Source organism: Moraxella sp. CTOTU47724, assembly GCF_032014955.1.
GTDB classification, from domain to species: Bacteria; Pseudomonadota; Gammaproteobacteria; order Pseudomonadales; family Moraxellaceae; genus Faucicola; species Faucicola tetraodonis.
Genome location: NZ_DALZSV010000042.1, coordinates 1 through 21,319 on the forward strand (window position 1 = coordinate 1; position 21,319 = coordinate 21,319).

Consider the following 21,319-nt stretch of genomic DNA (forward strand, 5'->3'; position numbering starts at 1 on the left):
TCCATGCCGCCGTCGTTGAGTGCCATATGAAAATTAATGACCACGCCCGCTGCTCGTGCGATATCACTGGCAGTTTGGGCTTGTTTAAGGGTACCAAATAACTCTTCGACATTGTATTTTAAGCCGTCTTCAATTTCTTGGTTGGTCGCCGTACGCACCCGCATCACTCGTCCTTTATAGCCGTGTTTGCGGGCGATACGGGCTTCTTCGTTACTGGCAATGCCGATACAAGGCACTTTATGCTCAATCACGGTAGGCATCAAATTATCAATGCCAAAGCCATACGCATCGGCTTTTAAAATCGCACAGATTTGGGATTTACCACCTAAATGCGCGCGCATCGCTTCAATATTATGCCCGTACGCTTCAGTATCTACTTCAAGCCAAGCGTTGGTATTGGCAAGATTAACGATATGAGGATTATCGCCAGCATACGTTAGCGCGGGCGCGGCTTGCGCGGGCGCAGCGTGATACATGACGGTGGCGATGGCAAGCGATAGCAGAGTTTGATGTAGTTTCATAATAATTCCCAAAATGATATGACAATAAAAAAATCAGAAAAAGCACGCGCTTTCATGCGCTGATGTTAACGCAGTCGAGCCATATAACCAGTTAATATATCAACAATTGATACGGTTTTTTAACCAACCTAGGTTGCTTTTTAGTTTAGTAGCTTAACTTAGCTCATTAAAGCAATGATGTCGTACTCACAATCATGCCATTGTTATCGGCATACACAAAGTCGCCATTATTTATCGTGATTCCGCCAAAATTGAGCATCACGCCTACATCGCCCACCCCTTTGCGATTGGATTTGCGGGGAATGGCGCCGAGCGCTTGTACCCCGATTGGCATTTTGCCCATATCATCCACATCTCGCACACAGCCATACACAATCACGCCAGCCCAGCCATTATCAACGCCGCTTTGTGCAATCATATCGCCCAGCAAGGCACAGCGCATTGACGCCCCACCGTCTACCACCAAAACCTTGCCATTGCCTTTCTCATCTTTGCCATGCGTGGCTAACAGCTCTTTAACACGGCTATTGTCTTCAAAGCATTTGACGGTTACCACTTCACCGCCAAATTTTGTGTTACCGCCATAACTAAAAAAGCGTTTGCCTTCCATATTGGGTGCACAAACCTGACATTCTGGATTATCATCAAGTAGGTCGCAGGTAATAAAATTTTGTAACGTCATGTCGCTCATCATCGTTCCTTAAGTCAATTTTTTTTGGGAAGGTTAGTTTCTAAACCGCGTCATCGCTAGCATTTCACTGTTACTGATAACTTGGGTTTTTTGGGCAATATCGACGCGATTAGCAGATTTTTCATAAGTATGTTTGATGTGCCAATTGTTGCTCACCAGCGCCATTGCCATCGCCACCCTATCGGCTTCTATGGGACGGACAGGCAGTTTTTTAGGCACAATAGGTTTGATGAGTTTGTACGCCGTCTGCGCGATGGTTTCAAGTTTACGATCATCGTGTTTGCCAAGCAGCAAAGAGGGACGAAAAATTGCTAATTCTTGAAAGCCTAAATTGCCAATCGCCGTCTCAAGCTCACCTTTGACACGGTTATAAAAAAAGCGACTGTCAGCATTGGCGCCCATCGCCGATAACAAAAAAAACCGCTCTACGCCTTTTTGTTTGCAAGCTTTGGCAAATGCCATATTATAGGTAAAATCAATTTGCCGAAAAGCCGCTTCACTACCCGCTTCCTTAATGGTAGTACCCAGACAGCTAAAAGCATCGGTGTCTTTACCAATCGACAGCGCAGACACAAATTCATGCATTTGATTAAAATCTTTAAGCTGGTAAAAATGCATCGAATCACTCAACCCTTTTGGCTGAGAGCGCGCAATGATAATGACTTTTTGATACAAACTGCCTAGTTGAGTGAGCAATGAATTGCCTACCAAGCCGGTTGCACCGATGATTAATGCTGTGCGCTGCATAAAACAATGACCTCAGTATGAATATTTTATGAGTTTTTAATGTCATTTTATTTAATCACAGATAATCAAAACTTTCACCTACAAATACGTTTTTTTCAGCGTTGATGAGCATTGCGCGATGGTTTTTTAGCCAATAGACGAAATACGCTGAATAATCTGCCGAATAAGTTGTTATTGTAGCGTGAGTTTGCTAAAATAGCGGGCTTTAAATCCGCTTGATATCGTTAATTGTGTTTCCGTGTCTAGTGATTCAAGGATTCAAGCAACCCTAACTACCCGTGTCTGTAATAAGCGAATGGCTGCTCACTTACTAACAGATCGATTTATATTGCAAATCCAAGGAGATTTACGTGGCAAATTCTGCACAAGCTCGCAAACGCGCTCGTCAAAACGTTAAACGTCGTCAATTAAAAGCATCACAACGTTCTATGGTTCGTACTTTCATCAAACATGTGGTAAAAGCCGTTGAAGATAAAAACTACGAAGCAGCGACTGAAGCTTACAAAAAAGCAGTTCCAGTGATTGACCGTATTGCTGATAAAGGCGTGATTCACAAAAACAAAGCAGCACGTCATAAAAGCCGCTTAAACAAAGCAATTAAAGCCCTTAAAACTGCTTAATTGTTTGTTTCATTAAAAAAGCCAATTCATATTGAATTGGCTTTTTTATTGAGACTGATTTAGCTATAAAATTGATTTAATTATAAAAAAAGCTGAAATCGAAATTTCAGCTTTTTTTATTTAGCTTACCTAAAGCCCATTGATGCGTTTCATCATGGTTTTAATTATGCTTTTAACTCGGCAAGGACTTGTTCACTGACTTTATCAATCGCTTGTGTACCATCAAATTTGGCATAGCGAGGCGCGTTTTGACCCGATTTTGCCAAGTCTTGATAAAAACCAACCAAAGCTTCTGTTTGGTTATGATAAGTCGCTAAACGATCACGGATGGTATCTTCTTTATCATCCTCACGCTGAACCAAATCTTCACCGGTTTCGTCATCTTTACCTTCCACTTTGGGTGGATTATAAACCACATGGTACACGCGACCTGAAGCAGGATGAGAGCGACGACCTGACAAACGAGACACGATGTCTTCATCAGGTACGGCAATTTCTACCACGTTATCGATGTGTACGCCTGCATCGGCTAACGCTTGCGCTTGTGGAATGGTGCGCGGAAAGCCATCAAAAATGCAGCCGTTGGCACAATCTGGCTGCGCAATACGGGCTTTAACTAGGTTGATAATTAAATCATCTGAGACAAGTCCACCGGCATCCATGATACTTTTGGCTTGTTTGCCAAGCTCAGTACCTTCTTTGATAGCGGCACGTAGCATATCACCTGTTGAGATTTGTGGAATATTAAATTCCTTGGTGATGATTTGTGCTTGGGTACCCTTACCAGCGCCAGGTGGCCCTAAAAGAATAATACGCTTCATAAACCTATTCCTTAAGTCGAAATTATTAAAATCGCCCTATCTCATTACTGCAATAGCAAAAAAGACCCACAAATGGTGTGTTCGAATAACTAACAGTTTTGAAATACTGGGTTAACAATACTCGTTAACCGCTAAAATCTCAAGCAATTTTTGCAAAATAATTTAAATTGATAGGGGTATTAAAAATAAAAATGTGGCAAGAGTTAACTCACCACCTATTCAATTATGCCCGTATTCAATCAAGGAATTTTTCATAACGATTTAAGGCACGATTTTATCAATCAATACCGTTGTCGAGTCAGCTGTCTTTTCTAGCGGTACGGGGTTACTCGTCAAGTCGCCACTTTGCGGCATGGCGTCACCTGAAGCACTAACTCGGGCAGTAATCACCAGTGGCTCATTCGTGCTAATGGCCGAGCTTAAGGTCATGGTCGGCATGATGCTATCGTTATCGCTGATGTTAATTGCCATACCATTGATGGTTAAGGTATCTGCTGACAGTTTTTTGGCAGCAACAGGGGGACCACCTGCCATCTTACGCACATTAACAAATAAGCTTTCGCCTTTTTTCACCCGTCCTAATATCTCAGGGGTGACTTTGACATTGACTGTAATCGCCTGTTCGCCTTGGGCTTCACGCTGGTTAATAGTCTGCTCAAGTTCAGATAAGCTGCTTAGGGCTTGGGTATGATCGCCAGGACGCGCTTGGATTTCAGTACGTAGCAGCGCTACCCATTTTCGAGACTGCGCGTAGTTGCCCGCCCGCATTTCGCCCATTGCCATCAGCATTTGTGCGCCTTGGTGTTTGGGACTTTTGGCTAGAATATGCTCAACTACTTGACGGGTTTTGTCATCCATTACCCCGCCTTGGGTAAAAAAGCTAGTTTGCGCGTAAGTAATGGCGATTTTTTCATCATCAGGATTGAGACGATACGCCCTTGCCAAGGCTTCAATTGCTTGCTCGGGTGCTTGCAAAGCTACAAACACTTCAGAGAGACGAAACCAACGCAGCGGATCGGTGGCATGATGATGCACATTGGTTTGCATGGCACTAATTAGTCCCACACTGTCTTTGGTCGCCCATTCGGGTGGCGTATCGATTTTTGCGGTCAGCAAATCATCTGCGACTTGTCCCAAGCGATTTTGTGCATCCCATAACTGATAGACGGGCGTGCGGTCGGCAATCATCACATAAGCCATCGCAGATAACAGCGGAATCCAAATGATAACTATCAGACGGCTTTTCCAATTGGGGGTAAAATGGCTGGTATCTTGATTGTCACTGATGTCTAGTAATTGACGCTCTAACGCCAGTTTTTGGGTTTGATAAGTCGCCTCATCGATTTGACCCTCACCAAAATCGGCATCAAGTTCTACCAACCGTTGTTTAAATACTTCAATATTGAGCGTTAGTAGCTGATTATCAGCGCGATTGGCGATGGCGTGATGGCTTTCGGTTTGCAACCAAGGTAACAGAATAAATACCGCAAGCGTGATAGCAAACAAAAGTGCGACAATGATAAAAATAATTAGCGTTGACATTAATTTTCCTTACCGACTGCTTGATTGATTTCACTAGTTTTAGCATTGGCAGCGTTATCATTGGCGTTTAACAAATCTTGTAATCGCTGTTGTTCGGCGGCTGAGAGTGGCGCATAACCCTCTTCTATGGGATTGGCGATGACAGCGGCACGTTTTGACGAATTACGGTTACGAATAAACCAAGCCAGCATCACAAACACCAACAACACAGGCGGAAAAAACCATAAAATCCAGGTGGATGGGCGCACAGGTGGTTTGTAGCTAATAAAGTCACCGTAGCGCTCATTCATATACTGGCGAATTTCGGCGTCGGAACGACCGTCTTTGACCATGTCATAAGTCTTTTGTTTTAAATCTTGTGCAATTGGCGCATCGGAACCTGCCAAGTTTTGATTTTGACATTTTGGACAACGAAACTCTTCGATAAGCGCACGATACTGGGCTTCTTGGCGCGGGTTGTCAAATTGGTAGGTATCAATATTTGCCCAAGCCGATATGGATAACCCTGCGACTAACAATACCATAGCCATCGCCCTGACTATCAAATGAAGAGTTTTTGAAAATGTGATACTCATTGGCACACCTCACGGATTTTAGCATCGGCGGCTTGTTCACGCAGCGCAGTCATACAAGGCAATACTTGCTTATTGTAGCGATCTTCGTTGATTTCACCCAAGATATGCTGGCGCACATTGCCTTTGCCATCAACCACAAACGACTCTGGCACACCCGTCAGACCCAAATCAATGCCAAAATTCCCTTCTTTGTCTTGCACATTGACGGTAAATGGGTCTTCATGGGTGTTGAGATAATCAAGCGCGTCTTTGGTTTCATCTTTATAATTGACCCCAACAATCGGTACGCCTGTCTTTGACATTTGCAGTAAAAACGGGTGTTCAACTTTACAAGTCACGCACCAAGACGCCCATACATTGAGTAAAAATGGCTGTTTGGGTAGCTGTGCTTGGGTAATCATTTGTGACGGGTTACCCAAAGACGGTAAGCTAAAACTTGGCAAAGCGCGATTGAGCGAGGTATTGGTTACTACTGTGGTATCTTTGCCCAACCGCGTATAAAACAGCGCAATGATAATCAAAAAAAGCACCAAAGGAATTAAAAACCAAAGTTGTCTTTTACGCATTGCCATGAGTACTCTCCTGACCTAACTTGCTGTCATTTTTTACTAACACGGGGGCGTTTGCCGCTGCTGTGTTAATCGCTGCTAAATTCCCCGACTTATCATCATTTATATCAGCAAGTCTCGGTAGTTTACGATAGCGTTTATCAAACATACTTAAAATCGCACCGAGCGCCAGCACAAAACCGCCCCACCACACCCAGCGTACGCCAGGTTTGATATAGATACGCACCGCCCATTTATCGGCAGTCGCTTCCGTTTGATTCACCCCTAAAATCGGCTCACCCATTGCCATGTAGATATCTCTTAATGGGTTGTACTGGATAGAAGCTTCGGTCATGGGCATTTGACTGACCACATAATGGCGTTTTTCTGGATAAAGGGTCGCGACCACTTGGTTGTTTTTACGAACACTGACCACCGCTTGGGTGGCATCAAAGTTGGCGCCGCGAATTTTTTTTAGCTCATCCATGGTGAACTGGTAGCCCTGCACTTCAACCGATTGGTTTTTTTGCATGGCAATGTCTTTTTCGATACTTAAGCTTGTGGTGATGGCAATACCCATCACAGATAGCAAAATACCCAAATGCGCCAGCTGCATTCCCCAATAGCCCATGTGCAGACGTTTCAGCCCAGCGCCAAACGAGTGCGCGTTACGGGTTTTATCTTTGATATCAATCACCATCCATACCAACACCCATAGACACAGTGCCGCTGACATAAAGATGTTGATGTTAATGCTACTGACCAAGAAATAGCTTAAAACCCCGGCTAACACAAAACAGCTGGCTAAAATCGCCAGACCCGTACCCAACAATGGACGAGTGTCTTTTTTCCAACGGCTGACCGGTCCAATGGCTAAAAACAACAACAATAACCAAGTTAACGGCACAAATAACGCATTAAAATAAGGCGCACCGACCGATACTTGACCCAGTTTTAACGCATCGGCCAGCATTGGATAAAGTGTGCCAATCACCACCACAATGGTTGCGACTAATATAATAATGTTATTGATGACCAATAATGTCTCACGAGATTTAAGCTGATAATGGCTTTCTTGGGTCAAACGCCAACCACGCCACGCAAACATCGCCAGACCGCCACCGATTACCACGCCCAAAATCACTAGGATAAACAGACCGCGGGTAGGGTCTGCGGCAAATGAGTGAACCGAGGTAATGACCCCCGAACGTACCAAAAAAGTGCCCAATAAACTCAAGGCAAAGCTGAAAATCGCCAACATAATCGTCCAAGCTTTGAACACGCCGCGCTTTTCGGTAACTGCCAATGAGTGTAATAATGCCACCCCACCGAGCCAAGGCATAAAGGACGCGTTTTCCACAGGATCCCAAAACCACCAGCCGCCCCAGCCAAGCTCGTTGTATGCCCACATTGAGCCAAATACAATCCCTAAGGTCAAACAGCACCAAGCCGCTAGTGTCCAAGGACGCGACCAACGCGTCCACACCGCATCTAACCGACCTGCCCACAATGCTGCCATGGCAAAGGCAAACGGCACTACCGCGCCCACATAGCCCATGTACAGCATCGGCGGGTGAAAAATTAATCCGGGGTCTTGCAGTAATGGATTCAAATCTTTGCCATCCACTGGGATGCTGGGTAGACTGCGATTAAAGGGTGACGACACAAAAATCACCATGCTTAGCATCATCATTTGCACAAAGGCTATCACCACCAACACGCGTGCGCGCATGGCAAGCGGCAAGCTTCGACTAAAAACGGCCACCGCCGCGCCCCAAGTCGCCAAAATGGTGACCCACAATAGCAGTGAGCCTTCATGCCCGCCCCACGAGGCTGATAAGCGATAGTACCAAGGTAGCAAAGAATTTGACTGATTGGCGACATAGATCAACGTAAAATCATTGGCATAAAACCCATACATTAGGCACAAAAACGACGTGCCGGTTGCCAAAAACTGCGCAATGGCAAAACTTCCCGCCAGTCGTTGCCAAGCAGGTTGGTGTTTGAACACCCCGACTGCTGGCAAAATAACCTGTAAAATGGCAATCACCAAGGCTGAAATAAGCGCAAAATAGCCCAATTCAGTAATTAACATACCCACTGCTCCTATCGCTGTAGTGGTTATCACACTGTAGAATTTTCACCAAAAAAATGGGTCAAATTAATAAAACACCAATATCAAATGTATCCAGCCCGCCAAAAACCCTGTCACACCGCCCAAAATAATCAGTGTTAATTCATCTTCACGAAAGGCAGGACGCAACAGATTTTGAAATTCATTGGGCGTCAATGCGCGAATTCGGTCTCGAAACAGCCCAAAGATTTTTTCTGCGCGGCTAAGATTAAGCTCAGGATTACTCATCGGCACCATGGTCGCTGCAATTGACTTATCAATAATCACGTGTCTAAGCTGACCAAACTCTTTACGACCCAAACCAAATTTCAAGCTTGTTTGAATCACCTGTGATTCCAAAATTGGGTTTAGGTGTTTTTTAATCAGCTCACGCGTTTGCATCGCACGACTGCCATACATCATTTCATACATGATGTTTTTGAGCGTGACCAAATCTTTGACCACAATCTCAGCAAACACCTCAGAGACCTCAGGCTGGCGTTTCATAAAACCACCTTGCCAGTTAAATTGTCCCATGTGCGGTTTTTCAAAGCGAATAAACGGCAGCGATTTGCTAAAACTAAAAAATTTGGGATAGCGATAATAATGCGGCTCAATTGGATTAAATACCATCCAGATGGCAATCCAGTTGGTCAACAGCCCCCAAATCGCGGCAAAAAACGGCACCGTCCAGTGCTGCGGCACAAACCAAAAAATCGCCATCTGCAAAATACCAAATACAAACCCAATCAGCGCACTGATATGCCAAATAAAATTAATCTCTTTTTGACCTACCTTCAAAAACATCCGCACCATCAGCGCGCGGTCGCTTTCCATCTTATTGACAATCATCTCGCGCATATCAACCAAGTTTTCGACATTGTAGGTCAAGTCGAGCACCAGATTTTTCATGATAGCTGGCAATTGCTCGTGTCCATACGCATAGATACGGCGTTTGACAGCAAAAGGCAGATTCGCCCACAGCGTTGCCGAGCGCTCATTCATGATTTCATCAATCAGCAAATCCAAGTTTTGGTTCATGGTTTGGCTGATAAAATCTGCCACTTCTTCAGGGTGCATGGCTTGGAAAAACTCATCAAGCGAGCCAAGCTTGGATAAAGTTTGGTCAACAATAATTCCTGAGATTTTACCCGCTTTGCGTGGCACAATGCCCTGCCAGCCGATACCGCCGCCTGGGAACCCTTGAATCTTAATGCCCCAAAAATGAATGGGATAAAATAGCATCTTGAGCGCCATCCATACATGCGCCCAAGTCACGACTGCTGTCACAAATGGAATGGTCAGCATGGCGAAAAATTGCGGATGGGTTGCAAGCTTGTGCCAAATTTCTGCAAACATATCAAAAAAGCTCACATAGTGAAAAAGCTAAAATCAAAGGACCATAAAACCGAGATGACATTACAAGGTTTGCTTGACAACGTCTGTAGTATGGGTGCGTTAATATGGGTGCGTTCAAACCGCTAGATTTTAGCACAGAAAGATACATTTTACCTGAAGAAGTTGTATTTTTAGCGGTTTTGCATCCCTATGTTATATCCATATTGCCGTCAATTCGGTTATCATAATTTGATACACTTGTTTTGACAGCAGCCGTTAGTTATTTGCGATTTTGACAGGATTTGGGCATGCTAATTTGCCACATTTTATGCTAGTATATCGCTCTTAAATTTTGATTTGAGCCATCAGACTTAAGCCACCAATAGGTAGGAGGCTAGGTGATATCCCTATATTTGCATTAAGCTAAACGTTCATCGCACCGCGACCCTTTTTAAAACCGTTCTAATTGCTGTTACCCGCTTATGAAACCACCCCATTCTTCAGATATGCAACGTGAAAATCTCATCTTTCGCCGCCGGGTAATTTTGGCATCAGTGTTTGTTTTTTTGGGCTTGGTTGGCTTGATTGTACGTTATGCTTATCTACAAATTTATACTCACGACCAGTACGTCACCCAATCTGACAATAATCGTATCAAGCTGGTTTCTGCGCCGCCCAGCCGCGGCTACATTTATGACCGTAACGGCGTAATTTTGGCAGATAACCAGCCTGTTTTTACCGCTGTTATCAGTCCTGATGAAATTGACAATCCTGACAATACCTTGGCACTACTCACCCCGATTTTTCAGTTGACACCTGAAGAAATCAGTGAAGCTTCAAAAGCCCTTAAAAAAAGTAAAAACGAACCTGTCACCATTAAAATCGGACTCACCGAGCAGCAAGTTGCCCAGTTTAGTGAACGTAAACCGTTTTTTAAAGGCGTGACGATTCAAAGTAAACTCACGCGCACTTATCCCTACAGTGATTTATTTGCCCATGTGATTGGCTATGTTGGGCGTATCAGCGACAATGATAGTAAAAAGTTGGATAAAAAGCTGTATGCAGGCACCGATTTGATAGGTAAAACAGGGATTGAAAAATATTACGAGTCGCTGCTACTGGGCAAACCCGGTTATCAATCGATTGAAACCAATGCCTATGGCGATATCATCAAAAAACTCGATACCAAACCGCCCATTCCCGGCAATGATATTTATCTAAGCCTTGATTATGGCTTGCAAAAATTGACCAGCGATTTGTTAAATGGTAAACGCGGCGCAGCGGTGGCAATTGACCCCAGCACTGGCGAGATTTTAGCCTTTGTGAGCAATCCAAGTTTTGACCCCAATCCCTTTATCACTGGGATTAGTAGCAGAGAATACAAGGCACTGCAACAAGACCCCGACATGCCACTGTATAACCGTGCGCTGCAAGGACAATATCCCCCGGGTTCTTCTATCAAACCGATTGAGGGTTTGGCAGGGATTCATTACGGCATAATGGGATGGGACAGTAGTATTTATGATCCGGGTTATTTTAGTCTGCCTGGCGATAGCCATAAATTTCGTGACTGGAAAAAATCAGGTCATGGTAACGTCAATCTGCATAAATCCGTGGTCGAATCTGTCGATACCTACTACTACAAGCTGTCTTATCAACTCGGTATTGACCGTCTTCATGATTGGATGACGCGTTTTAATTTTGGTAGTAAAACGGGCATTGATTTGCCGGGAGAAAAAACCGGGGTCTACCCTTCTACTGAGTGGAAAATGAAAACCTATAAAAAAGCCTGGTTGCCTGGGGAAACCATTTCTGTGAGTATCGGGCAAGGGTATTTTTTGGCGACACCCTTACAGATTGCCAATGGTATCGCCATGCTAGCCGGTGATGGACAGCATTTAACCCCCCATCTGCTCAAAAAATCCACCGGTGCCGAACATGTCACCCCTATTGAAAAGCCCGATGGGAAAATTCAATACAACGGTAACCCCAATGATTGGCAGCGTATGCACCTAGCCATGGAAGATGTGGTCAAAAAAGGCACAGCGCATAATATCTATACGCCAACTTATCGCATCGCTGGCAAAACAGGCACAGCGCAGGTCAAATCTATCGCACAAGGTAAACGCTATAACGAAGCCGCGCTTGACTCACGTCACTGGGATCATGGCTGGTTTGTTGGTTTTGCCCCGGTAGAAAACCCGCAAATTGCCATTGCCGTCATCGTAGAAAACGGTCGGCATGGTGGCTGGGTAGCACCGATTGTGCGTAAAATGATGGATTACTGGCTCATTGATAAAATCAAAAAACCGATTGTGCCCCCATCGCCTGAAGAACTTGCCAAAATCAACGCCGAAAAACAAGCCGCCAAATTGCAACGGGCAGCGTTAGTTTTGTCGGGTAAACCTATTATCGCAAAACCCAATACCGCCAAACTCCCTGCGGTGGGTGGCGCTGACTGACGTAATGTAGATGTCCAAACTATGATTTCTAAACCATGATGTCCAAAATCAGCAAACGAGCCAATAAAGCCACCAAATCCCCTCCAGTTTCTCACGTGCGTATCATCGGCGGCGAGTATCGTCGGCGTTTGGTAGCGTTTATCGATGCCGATGGGTTGCGACCAACCCCCGACCGTGTCCGAGAGACAATATTTAACTGGCTTGCCGATGATTTAGTCAATGCCAAGGTACTAGATTGCTGTGCTGGTAGTGGGGTGCTCGGTTTTGAAGCCTTGTCGCGGGGTGCCAAGCAGTTAACTTCTATCGAGCCTAACCATGAGCAATGTAGGCAAATTAAAGCCACCCAAGCCCTGTTAGGTATTGCTGATACAAAAATTGTGACAATGGAAGCTACGATACAACATGCCTTACCACAACTGGCAAAGACCGAGCCGTTTGATGTGGTGTTTATCGACCCGCCTTATCAACTAGCGTTATGGGATACAATTTTGCATGGGTTAATCAACCATCAGTTAATTCATCCGCAGACATTACTGTATATCGAAAGCGATCAAGATCATAGCCACCTGTTAGAATCTTTTACCGCGTCACTTGAGTTACTTAAATATAAAAAAATGGGGCAAATTTTTGCCGGCATTTACCAGCCCAAAGCGCTTTAATTTAAAGCATTTTAATTCAAAGCCCTTGAACTTAGGCATTAAAAAACCGATAGGCATTAAAAAACCGACTGGATTAATCCAGTCGGTAAAATCAATAACCATTCACGTCTCATAGCAAACCCACTATTAGCTTTTAATGCATATACCCACTTGTACGGCAGACGCTGACGGACATAAATATTTTGATGACTGTCCTTTTAAGTTGTTGGCTTCATACAGATAACTGACCCCAACCACCATCAAAAATGTCACCAAGAGCGCTAACATAATCACCAGCACAACACTATGAATGTTGACTTTAGAGCGATGGCGCGTCATTTCCACACAATCATCGGCATCTTTATCGTTCGTATTGTTAGCTTGATGGATCATAAATTGTGTCCTAAAAAATTTGAAATTTAACTGTTTAAATTTCATTGTGTTACTTTTTTTAGCAAACAACCATGGGCTAAAGCTATGGGTTGTATTGCCACAAAAGCTATGTACATATGTACAAAGGTAATCAAACATTACATTTATCTTATATTGATTACATTCTACAATGTATTTGTTACTAAATTATAACAATAATAAAAAATTACACAATTGTTTTATCAGAAAAATTCCTATTTGGTCATTTTTTTGCGATAAATGGTATAAGTGTCGTCAAACCTTTGAAAAAATATTCATCCAAACTGGTTAATAATCAATTATCTAGCTAGAATCAATTAGCTATAGTTAAAGAAATATAGAAGTGCTACAATAACAAAATGGCATACTCAACCGACTACCGACAAATGATACTGGACAAGCACAAAGCAGGAAGAAGCATTCGTAGCCTTGCCCAAGAATTTAATATCAGCACACGCACTTTACAAAACTGGAAAAAACAACCAGAACGTAAAGTGGTTAAAACTCGTAAAGGCAAAATCGACATGGCTTTACTCAAGCAAGATGTCGAAAAATACCCTGATAGCTACCAACGAGAGCGAGCCGTACGTTTCAACTGCACTCAAAGAGCAATTGGGATAGCCTTAAAGCGGCTTAAAATCACTCAAAAAAAAGATACTTAAACACCCACAGGCAGATGAAATAAAACGTCAAGTGTTTATCGAGCAACTGGCAGACTATCAAAGCAGCAACCGACCTATTATCTACCTTGATGAATGTGGCTTTAAAACTAGTAGCTATCGCCCTTATGCTTATGCACCAAGGGGACAAAAATGCTTTGATAGCTACAACTGGCAGCTAAAAAGTACCACCAATGCGATTGGGGCTATTCATGGTAATCAGCTGTTTGCTGTAGGGCTATACGATTTTAATATTAACGCTGATGTCTTTTATCATTGGACAAAAAATCTGTTATTACCTGCATTGTCACCACATAGCTTGATTGTAATGGATAAAGCTAGATTTCACATTCGAGAAGATATTAAAAATCTTATCGAGCAAGCAGGTCATACAATTCTTTGGTTGCCGCCTTACAGTCCTGACCTCAATCCCATTGAACATATTTGGGCTTGGGTTAAAAGGTTAAGACAAGATTGGCGACTTGATGATATCGATAAGCTATTCTTCTACTTTATGTGGATTTGTGGTAGTTTTTAATTTCTTTTACTATAGTTAGTTAATCCCATCCACCCCATTTTTCTGTAAGACTGAAAATAATAATGAAAAAAAATACACACAAGCAATGGCAAGCGCTGTTATCTGCCAAACCTATCTATCATGGCAATCAGTTCACCCAATCCAAGAGCTCAAGGACAGCATTTCATAAGGACTATGACAGGCTGGTTTTTTCGCAATCTTTTCGCCAATTGAATCAAAAAACCCAAGTGCATCCGTTAACCCATGAGATGGGTATTCATACCCGCTTAACCCATTCGCTTGAAGTATCTTGTATTGGGCGCTCGCTAGGGATGATGAGCGCGGAGAAACTCGGTAATGACTTGCCAAGCGGCTTTACCATGTCGGACATGGGAGTCATTGTGCAGGCAGCTTGTCTGGCACATGACATCGGTAATCCCCCGTTTGGGCATGCAGGTGAGCAGGCGATTCGAGATTGGTTTTTTCAGCCTGCCCAGCGCCAGTATCTAAGGCGGCTTACCCCACGCCAGCGAATAGATTTATTAGCGTATGAAGGCAATGCGCAAGGTTTTCGACTGCTGACCCGTAACGAGCATCATCCCGATGAAGGTGGCATGCGCCTGACAGCGGCGACGCTGGGCGCTTTTATGAAATACCCTTATCTTTCCACCCCTATCAATTCAGTCAGTGACAGTGACTCACTGCCCTCACCCTTAACGCTCAAGAAATTTGGCTGTTTTGAAAGTGAAGCGCCGTATTTACAGGATTTGGCGGAGCAGCTGCGACTACCCAAGACCCAAAGGGGTTACGCACGTCATCCATTGGCTTATTTGCTAGAAGCCGCCGATGATATCTGTTATGCGCTGATTGATTTGGAAGATGGGATTTTACTGGGTATGTTAGAGTATCATGAAGTTGAGCCACTGCTGCTCAAACTCGTCGGTAAACGGCTTGGCGTACCGCCTGAAGTCACGACCAATGCGCCTATCACCCAAAAATTAGCCGCACTACGGGGGCGAGCAATGCGGCGATTGGTAGACAAAGTCACTGATGCCTTTGTTGCCAACCAAGCCGCCTTATTGGCAGGCGAGCTGACAGGCAGCTTATTTGACTACTGCCCCAATAATGTACGCAGTAGTATCAGTGAAGCCAAAAGCCTAGCCAATACCCGTATTTTTCAACATCCAAGCAAAGTACGCGTTGAAATCATGTCAAACCGCTGTTTACATACGCTACTTGATGCGTTTATGCCACTCGCGTTGACGGGTAATTCAGCAGACAGTATTTCTCAGTTTGAGCAATTACGACTGCTTAATCTATTAAATGCCCATTTAAGCAATGTTAGTCGGCAGTTAGGGGATGATGTTTATCAAAATATCTTGTGTATTTTAGACATGCTGACTGGCATGAATGATCATGAAGCCTATCGGCTCGCGCAAGCGTTAAAGGGCAATTGGTCGGTGAATATTTAAACCTCATTACTTATCGTTTCGTTAATCGTCAACGATTGTATATTTGGCGTTTTCGGCTTAGAATATTTTTCCTTGTTTAACCCGCTGATTGGATACCTAATGACTAGCCGTGACTTGCAAAAACGCCAAACCCGTCAAGCCTTTTTTCAATCGGTGCTTCAGTTATCGAGGTCAGGGCATGCGTTTTCGTCGATTTCACTTCGCCAGATTAGCCGCGAAGTGGGCGTAGTGCCAACGGCTTTTTATCGCCATTTTCAGGATATCGATGAGCTTGGCACCTGCTTAGTCAATGAAGAACTCGGTCACACGCTGCAAAATCTGCGCGATCATTTGCAGCTGGGTCGTACCCGAACGCATGAAGGGCAAATTGCCTCAAGCGTGCGTTTCTTTTTGGAAAGTGTGGAGCACGCGTCATTGCACTGGCACTTTATTGTCTCTGAGCGCTATGGTGGTAACCAAGCTGTGCAAAATGCACTCGATGAGCAAATCAGCTTGTTTGCGCAAATCATGACCGATGATTTGGCCATGCAGCCTGCCTTTGGACATTTAAATCAAGAAGTGCGCCTGCTGATTGCGGATATGGGCGTGAATATGTATTTTTCTTGGGTGTATAAATGGCTCAAATTTGACCCCACAGAGGTACAAGGTAAACAAGATTATCTCAATCGCTGTATCAAACAGGCGCAAGTGCTGTTTTATGGTGTCCGTAATTGGTGTCCTTAACCAAAACTTAAGCTAAAAAACAGTAAAACCAACAAACCGTGAAACCAACAAACAGTGAAACCAAAAAAAGGCTGAGCATTAACTCAGCCTTTTTACTGTTTATCAACCCATTAATAGCGCCAGTTATAAATCAAATCGACAGAGTTATTGATGGCAGATTTAGCCTCAATGTATAAGCGCCTTGTTAATTGATAGCGCATACTAAGCTCAGGCTGCGAGGTGAACACGCCTACCCCATATCGTATAAACAAGTCTGGCGTGATATACCCTGTTAGACTGACCAAAGTGTCATTGCCCGAGCCATTGGCATCTAACGTTAAACGCTGCAACCCAAACGCCCGACCAATTTGGTTGGTAAATTGGCGCGTCCCGCTTAAGCCATAACTTAACCCTGCTGCGGCAATGGTATTGTCGACGCGGTTTCTAAAGTCTTGTTCGTTGGTAGTTTGACCTGAATTGTTATTTAGACTACCTGTCACCCACGCATTCATCGCCTGCTGTTCACTGAGTCCGCCATTATTAAACACGGTAATATTTGGCGCACTGGTGCTGCCTTTGACTTTGACGCCCACTTGTACGCCTTGCACGTCTTTTACTGCCTCTACGTTTAGCAGTGGTTTCATCACTTCACCATTGAACCGAACTTGCGCAAAGTTTAGAGTCAAGCTTTGCCCAAATACTTCGACTTTTGAGCGGCGTGATACTTGCACCACGCCTTCTGCTTTCATGGTGCCTTGACCGCGCTGGGTGATATGCAGCGCACCCGCCAATGGTAAGCGTGCCCCAAAACCTTGGAAACTTATGCGCTCGCCGAGATCGACACCCACATCCGCGTTGATATTCCAAGGTTGGGTGACTTTTAGTACGTCATCAATCTGACCCATCAAGCGTCTATCAATCACGTTAACATCTGGGGATTTGCTGACCACATTGCCTGTGGTTTCAGGGGGGCGAATGGTGGCGCGAGGCACATCAATCACACCAACGATATTCACGTAGCGCTGGCTAGGTTTGACAATCACATCAAAAATTGGATTAATAATGGCAGAAATCGCAGGCGGCTGGCTCACTTGCAGCGCTTTACCTTGCAGCTTCAGCTTGGCTTGCAACTCACGTGTCCAATCAACTGTACCGGTAATGGTGCCTTGACCATCGCCTGCACTGGCAAAAGACCCATCAATAGAGGCTTGATTGCCTGCCACGTGCGATAACACATTAATCTTATCAAAGCGCATCGGCACGCCTGTGATGCTAAGACCGGCATCTTGTAACTCAATATCGCCCACAAATTTGGGCTGCATTAATGAGCCGCTGATTTTACCTGCCACTAGACCGTTACCTGTCAAGCGTTCAAACGATGGGAAGAAAGGTTTAAATACCGCCAAGTCAATATCTTGGAAAACAACGGTGCCTGAAATCGGTTTTGACTGTATGTAGGGATTGACGGTGGCGTCCAAATAACCATTGCCCGCGCCATTGGCGGTTTTGATATCTGCGCGAAGTTTTAGCCCTTCTGCGGTTGAACGGGCAATGACACTGATACGCTCATAAGCAATGGTCGTTGGATTTTCTTCAGGGGTTTGTGGGGCAGTACCAAATACCCCGTTATCGGTAAAGAAGCTGGCATTGATACTGGGTCGTTGGTTCTTCTGCCAATGAACGAGTGCGGTGCCGTTGAGTTTTCCTGACCAAGCGATATCACGCGGCATCACCACAGAGAAAATTTGGCTATCAATTTGTTGCACGCTGACATCGACATTGCCTTGCTCATTACTCACAACGAGGTTGTTTTTTAGACAAAGGCTGCCGTTTTGCCCAACCATTTGCCAGCAGTGTGCCGCCATTTGCACATTCAGGTTTTGCCAGCCCAATAGCATTTGTGCGGGTTGTAGCTGTTGCAGCTTGGCATATTTGGTACCAATTTGTCCATTACCGAGCAGACCCGACCACTGTTTTTTGGCAAGATCGATACGACCTTTGAGCGTCGCTTGCACTTGTCCTTTGGTACTATCTGCTTTGACATCTAAGGTGTGATTGTCTTGGGTACCGTTAAAATACAGTTGCACAGAGCGCAGCGGTTGATTGGCGATGTTGATACCCGTTGCAGTCAATTGCAACTGACTGGGTGATTTGGCAAGATTGACCAATTTACCGGTGACTTTGGCATCGAGTACCACAAAGTTTGGCAGTGAAATGTTACGCCCGACTAAATCCACATAAATGTTAGGCAGTGCTTGGTTGTTATCTTGGGTTAAGACAATACCGCCTTTAACGATACCTTTTAGCTGCGGCATGAGCTGATTGAGTGTGCTGATATCGACACTGGTCACCAGTTGGTTCTGGTTGCCATTGGCGGTGATGCGATTGCTACCCCATTGCACCAATAGATTATTGGCTTGCAGACTTTCAATAAGACGGCGGATTTGTCCGTATTTTTGACTATTGGCACTATTTTCAATGACTTGGCGCAGAGTGCTTAGGTCTTTTGGCAAATTCAGTTTTGCGGTCAATTGACCCGTTGCCATCAAGGGTTGGTTTTTTAGTCTGCCTTTGAGGTTCATATTGGCGATATGAATGTACTGAGCGCCTGCCCGCCAGTAGCCATCGGTATTGATGGTGCCGGTGATTTGGCTTGGCAAACTTGGCACAAAATAGCTGGCATCAAAATTTTTCATGTCGGCATTGATATGCCAGCCGGCACCATTGGTCATATCAAAGCTACCGCTGGCATTGATATAGCCTTCTTTACCTTGATGACTAAATTGATTAATTTTGAGCTGTTGTGGCGTGCCTGCAATATCAAATTTAAACACGCCTGCGGGTACGTTTGGCGCATTGAGGCTACCATCAAATTTGGCGGCGATATAAGATAACTTATTGCCCAGTACATCGGCACGTACTTTGCCTGTGCCTTTTAACGCTAAGTGCTTTTTGCTATTGTTGGCGCCCAATAAATCCCCCGTCATGTCAATTTGGTTGATGGTGACATCATGACGGGTCACGACTGCTCGATTGGCTTGGCGGATCTGTTGCAGGGTACCGCTGGCAACCACATTGCCTGTCAAGTCTTGCAGCGGGATGCTATTTAAAATGCCGTGTGCATTTAAATGGTTGGTTTTGGCATTGATTTGCCAAGCTAACGGCTGATTGCCGCTGGCAAGTTTAATTTTACCATTGCCTGCCAAATTACCTGCCACGCCTTGATACACCAATCGAGTGATATCAACCAGCTGACCTGTTTTGTTGGCATTGACTTGGTAATTACCGCTTGGGGCTTGATTGAGCTTTAGGATATTGGCATTGACTTGCGCTTGTACACTGCTGGGTCGCTTGCCGTCTGCCGGCTGAAAAATCACCTGCGCTTTGCCATTGGGACTGTTAAGCTCGCCAATGTTCGGTAAATTGTGACGTATCAGCTGTTGCCAATTGGCATCGATAGTATAAGGTTTATGGTTGCCTTTGGCTTGTCGGATATCGGCATTGATAATTTCACCGTCATCTTGGCGCAGATTTGCCCGTACTTGCATCGGTAATTTATCAGTTGCCACATCATAAACAATGCCTAATTTGCCTGTTAAAGTCTCTGGCGCATACGGTGCGATGTCTTTTGGCAACAACTGACGAATCTTAAAGCCATTACCCGTATTCATCAGGGCAATACGGGTGCGGTCATGCCAATCAATCGTGCCCTGACTCGTCAATGTGCCTTGCGCGACCTTAGCCGTGAGGTATTCGATACTGAGTTTTTGATTGGCAATCACGCCGCGACCTTGATAATGCCCATTGGGGATATCTTTGGCAGTCAAATCAGCATTGATACGCAGCTGGATATTATTGGTCACCCCTGTCGCGGTCGCTAGTCCATTTTTTAGATGGATGTTTTGACTGGTGGCATAGGGCAATAACACATCTTTCCATTCAAGTTTGGCGTTAAATGGCGCGTTTTTGTCCATCGGCTGCGCCGTTAAATGCCCAGTAACATCCGATTTATTGTATTTACTCTTTATATCCGCGGTCAAAAATTTCAAACTGCCTGTGGCGTGGGTATCAAGCGCATCGACATACACTTTTGACAGCGAATTGACAATAACCAGTCCTGTCACATCCAGCGGATAATCATGCTGTAGGTCAATTTTGCCTTTGACTTTATCGACACTTAATAAATTGTTATACGCCAACTTGCCTTCGTCAACCGTGATTTGGGTATCATACCAAGTAAACTTTTGGATATGCGCTTGTTTAAAATCGATGGGGTCGCGGGTCACTTGCTGATAACGCACTAAATTTGCTTGTACGTCATCTAAGGTTAAGTTAACAGGCAATGCAATGCGTGGGTAATCAAAGGGTTTATTGGAAGGTGGTTTTTTGTAGGTGATGACCATGCGATTGATGTTGGCTTCACGCAGATGCACTTGTTTATTGATAAGGGCGCGCCAGCCAATTTTGACATAGGCTTTATCGACGGTGACTTCAACATAATTTTTTGGCGGTTTATCAGGAATTTTAAGATCGTAAACCCAAATGCCATCGCGAAGATTGCCTTTGCCGTATGTTAGGCTGATACCTGTTTCTTGAACGATGGCATTGATAAGTAACCGTGTACCCCACGGGGTGCCGACGGCATAATAAGCCCCTAACAAAATTGCAATCAAAATAACGGCTAACACAATAACAATTTTGCTGACAAGACCCTGCCGATACCAGTGCCGAAGCCAACCCACCTCTTTTTTTGCAGGGTCTAAATCTTCACCGTCTGGACTTTTAGTGTCTAGATTTTCAGTGTCTATTTTACCGTCTAGGTCATTATCTACCAATGATTTATCGTCAGGCTTGGTGCCATCTTCGGGCAATGAGTCGTTGTTATTATCGTCTTTCATTAATATCGCAAATCAATCGTTGGCTAACTACAAAAACACAGGTT

Annotated in this window: 18 protein-coding genes; 7 read left to right on the top strand and 11 right to left on the bottom strand. The window is 44.5% G+C overall.

All coding sequences use genetic code 11. The features are described 5' to 3' along the window. From RTR63_RS08685 to RTR63_RS08695, 3 genes are all read right to left on the bottom strand, one after another. A partial coding sequence (locus RTR63_RS08685) for an alanine racemase (protein WP_312523755.1) occupies window positions 1-521 on the bottom strand: 521 nt, incomplete at its 3' end. A 166-nt stretch (window positions 522-687) separates the two neighbouring features. Continuing rightward, window positions 688-1,203, bottom strand: coding sequence for a ribonuclease E activity regulator RraA (rraA, locus tag RTR63_RS08690; RefSeq protein WP_312523772.1), 516 nt, complete (start codon window positions 1,201-1,203; stop codon window positions 688-690). Between the two features lie 42 nt (window positions 1,204-1,245). Beyond that, a complete protein-coding gene (locus tag RTR63_RS08695; RefSeq protein ID WP_312523757.1) occupies window positions 1,246-1,959 on the bottom strand; it encodes an NAD(P)H-binding protein in 714 nt (237 codons plus the stop codon). A 350-nt stretch (window positions 1,960-2,309) separates the two neighbouring features. On the opposite strand from RTR63_RS08695, the gene rpsT reads away from it, so the two are divergent. Next, a complete protein-coding gene (gene rpsT / locus RTR63_RS08700) occupies window positions 2,310-2,579 on the top strand; it encodes a 30S ribosomal protein S20 (RefSeq protein ID WP_007117302.1) in 270 nt (89 codons plus the stop codon). A 164-nt stretch (window positions 2,580-2,743) separates the two neighbouring features. On the opposite strand, the gene adk is transcribed toward rpsT, so the two are convergent. The 6 genes from adk to RTR63_RS08730 all read right to left on the bottom strand — a co-directional run bounded on the left by adk (window position 2,744) and on the right by RTR63_RS08730 (window position 9,537). Further along, window positions 2,744-3,400, bottom strand: a complete 657-nt coding sequence (gene adk, locus RTR63_RS08705; protein ID WP_219332772.1) for an adenylate kinase — start codon at window positions 3,398-3,400, stop codon at window positions 2,744-2,746. A 261-nt stretch (window positions 3,401-3,661) separates the two neighbouring features. Then, window positions 3,662-4,942 carry a c-type cytochrome biogenesis protein CcmI gene (gene ccmI / locus RTR63_RS08710; protein WP_312523760.1) on the bottom strand — a complete coding sequence of 427 codons (1,281 nt, stop codon included), beginning with the start codon at window positions 4,940-4,942 and terminating at the stop codon, window positions 3,662-3,664. After that, window positions 4,942-5,466 (bottom strand): cytochrome c-type biogenesis protein, encoded by a 525-nt coding sequence (locus RTR63_RS08715; RefSeq protein ID WP_406877285.1) that lies wholly within the window; start codon window positions 5,464-5,466, stop codon window positions 4,942-4,944. Before RTR63_RS08715 ends, ccmI begins: the two co-directional genes overlap by 1 nt. A gap of 47 nt (window positions 5,467-5,513) precedes the next feature. After that, window positions 5,514-6,089 (bottom strand): DsbE family thiol:disulfide interchange protein, encoded by a 576-nt coding sequence (locus RTR63_RS08720; RefSeq protein WP_312523762.1) that lies wholly within the window; start codon window positions 6,087-6,089, stop codon window positions 5,514-5,516. After that, a complete protein-coding gene (locus RTR63_RS08725) occupies window positions 6,076-8,160 on the bottom strand; it encodes a heme lyase CcmF/NrfE family subunit (protein WP_312523764.1) in 2,085 nt (694 codons plus the stop codon). The genes RTR63_RS08720 and RTR63_RS08725 overlap by 14 nt, the downstream gene beginning before the upstream one ends. A gap of 66 nt (window positions 8,161-8,226) precedes the next feature. Then, window positions 8,227-9,537, bottom strand: a complete 1,311-nt coding sequence (locus RTR63_RS08730; RefSeq protein WP_095356102.1) for a DUF445 domain-containing protein — start codon at window positions 9,535-9,537, stop codon at window positions 8,227-8,229. Window positions 9,538-9,998: 461 nt separating this feature from the next. Here RTR63_RS08730 and mrdA point away from each other — a divergent pair, with 461 nt between their 5' ends. Both mrdA and rsmD read left to right on the top strand, forming a co-directional pair. Then, window positions 9,999-11,978, top strand: coding sequence for a penicillin-binding protein 2 (mrdA, locus tag RTR63_RS08735; RefSeq protein WP_060994719.1), 1,980 nt, complete (start codon window positions 9,999-10,001; stop codon window positions 11,976-11,978). Between the two features lie 35 nt (window positions 11,979-12,013). After that, a complete protein-coding gene (gene rsmD / locus RTR63_RS08740; RefSeq protein ID WP_312523766.1) occupies window positions 12,014-12,637 on the top strand; it encodes a 16S rRNA (guanine(966)-N(2))-methyltransferase RsmD in 624 nt (207 codons plus the stop codon). A gap of 126 nt (window positions 12,638-12,763) precedes the next feature. Here rsmD and RTR63_RS08745 read toward each other — a convergent pair whose 3' ends face one another. Continuing rightward, window positions 12,764-13,009 carry a hypothetical protein gene (locus RTR63_RS08745; RefSeq protein ID WP_096489046.1) on the bottom strand — a complete coding sequence of 82 codons (246 nt, stop codon included), beginning with the start codon at window positions 13,007-13,009 and terminating at the stop codon, window positions 12,764-12,766. Between the two features lie 377 nt (window positions 13,010-13,386). Here RTR63_RS08745 and RTR63_RS08750 point away from each other — a divergent pair, with 377 nt between their 5' ends. From RTR63_RS08750 to RTR63_RS08765, 4 genes are all read left to right on the top strand, one after another. Beyond that, window positions 13,387-13,689, top strand: coding sequence for an IS630 transposase-related protein (locus RTR63_RS08750; RefSeq protein ID WP_007115011.1), 303 nt, complete (start codon window positions 13,387-13,389; stop codon window positions 13,687-13,689). A 31-nt stretch (window positions 13,690-13,720) separates the two neighbouring features. After that, on the top strand, window positions 13,721-14,224 hold the full coding sequence (locus RTR63_RS08755; protein WP_082168277.1) for an IS630 family transposase: 504 nt from the start codon (window positions 13,721-13,723) through the stop codon (window positions 14,222-14,224). A gap of 62 nt (window positions 14,225-14,286) precedes the next feature. Beyond that, window positions 14,287-15,675, top strand: coding sequence for a deoxyguanosinetriphosphate triphosphohydrolase (locus RTR63_RS08760; RefSeq protein WP_312523769.1), 1,389 nt, complete (start codon window positions 14,287-14,289; stop codon window positions 15,673-15,675). Between the two features lie 99 nt (window positions 15,676-15,774). Then, a complete protein-coding gene (locus RTR63_RS08765) occupies window positions 15,775-16,398 on the top strand; it encodes a TetR family transcriptional regulator (protein ID WP_312523770.1) in 624 nt (207 codons plus the stop codon). A gap of 110 nt (window positions 16,399-16,508) precedes the next feature. Here the strand turns inward: RTR63_RS08765 and RTR63_RS08770 are convergent, their stop codons facing one another. Further along, window positions 16,509-21,275 (bottom strand): translocation/assembly module TamB domain-containing protein, encoded by a 4,767-nt coding sequence (locus RTR63_RS08770; protein ID WP_312523771.1) that lies wholly within the window; start codon window positions 21,273-21,275, stop codon window positions 16,509-16,511. Window positions 21,276-21,319: the final 44 nt, after the last annotated feature.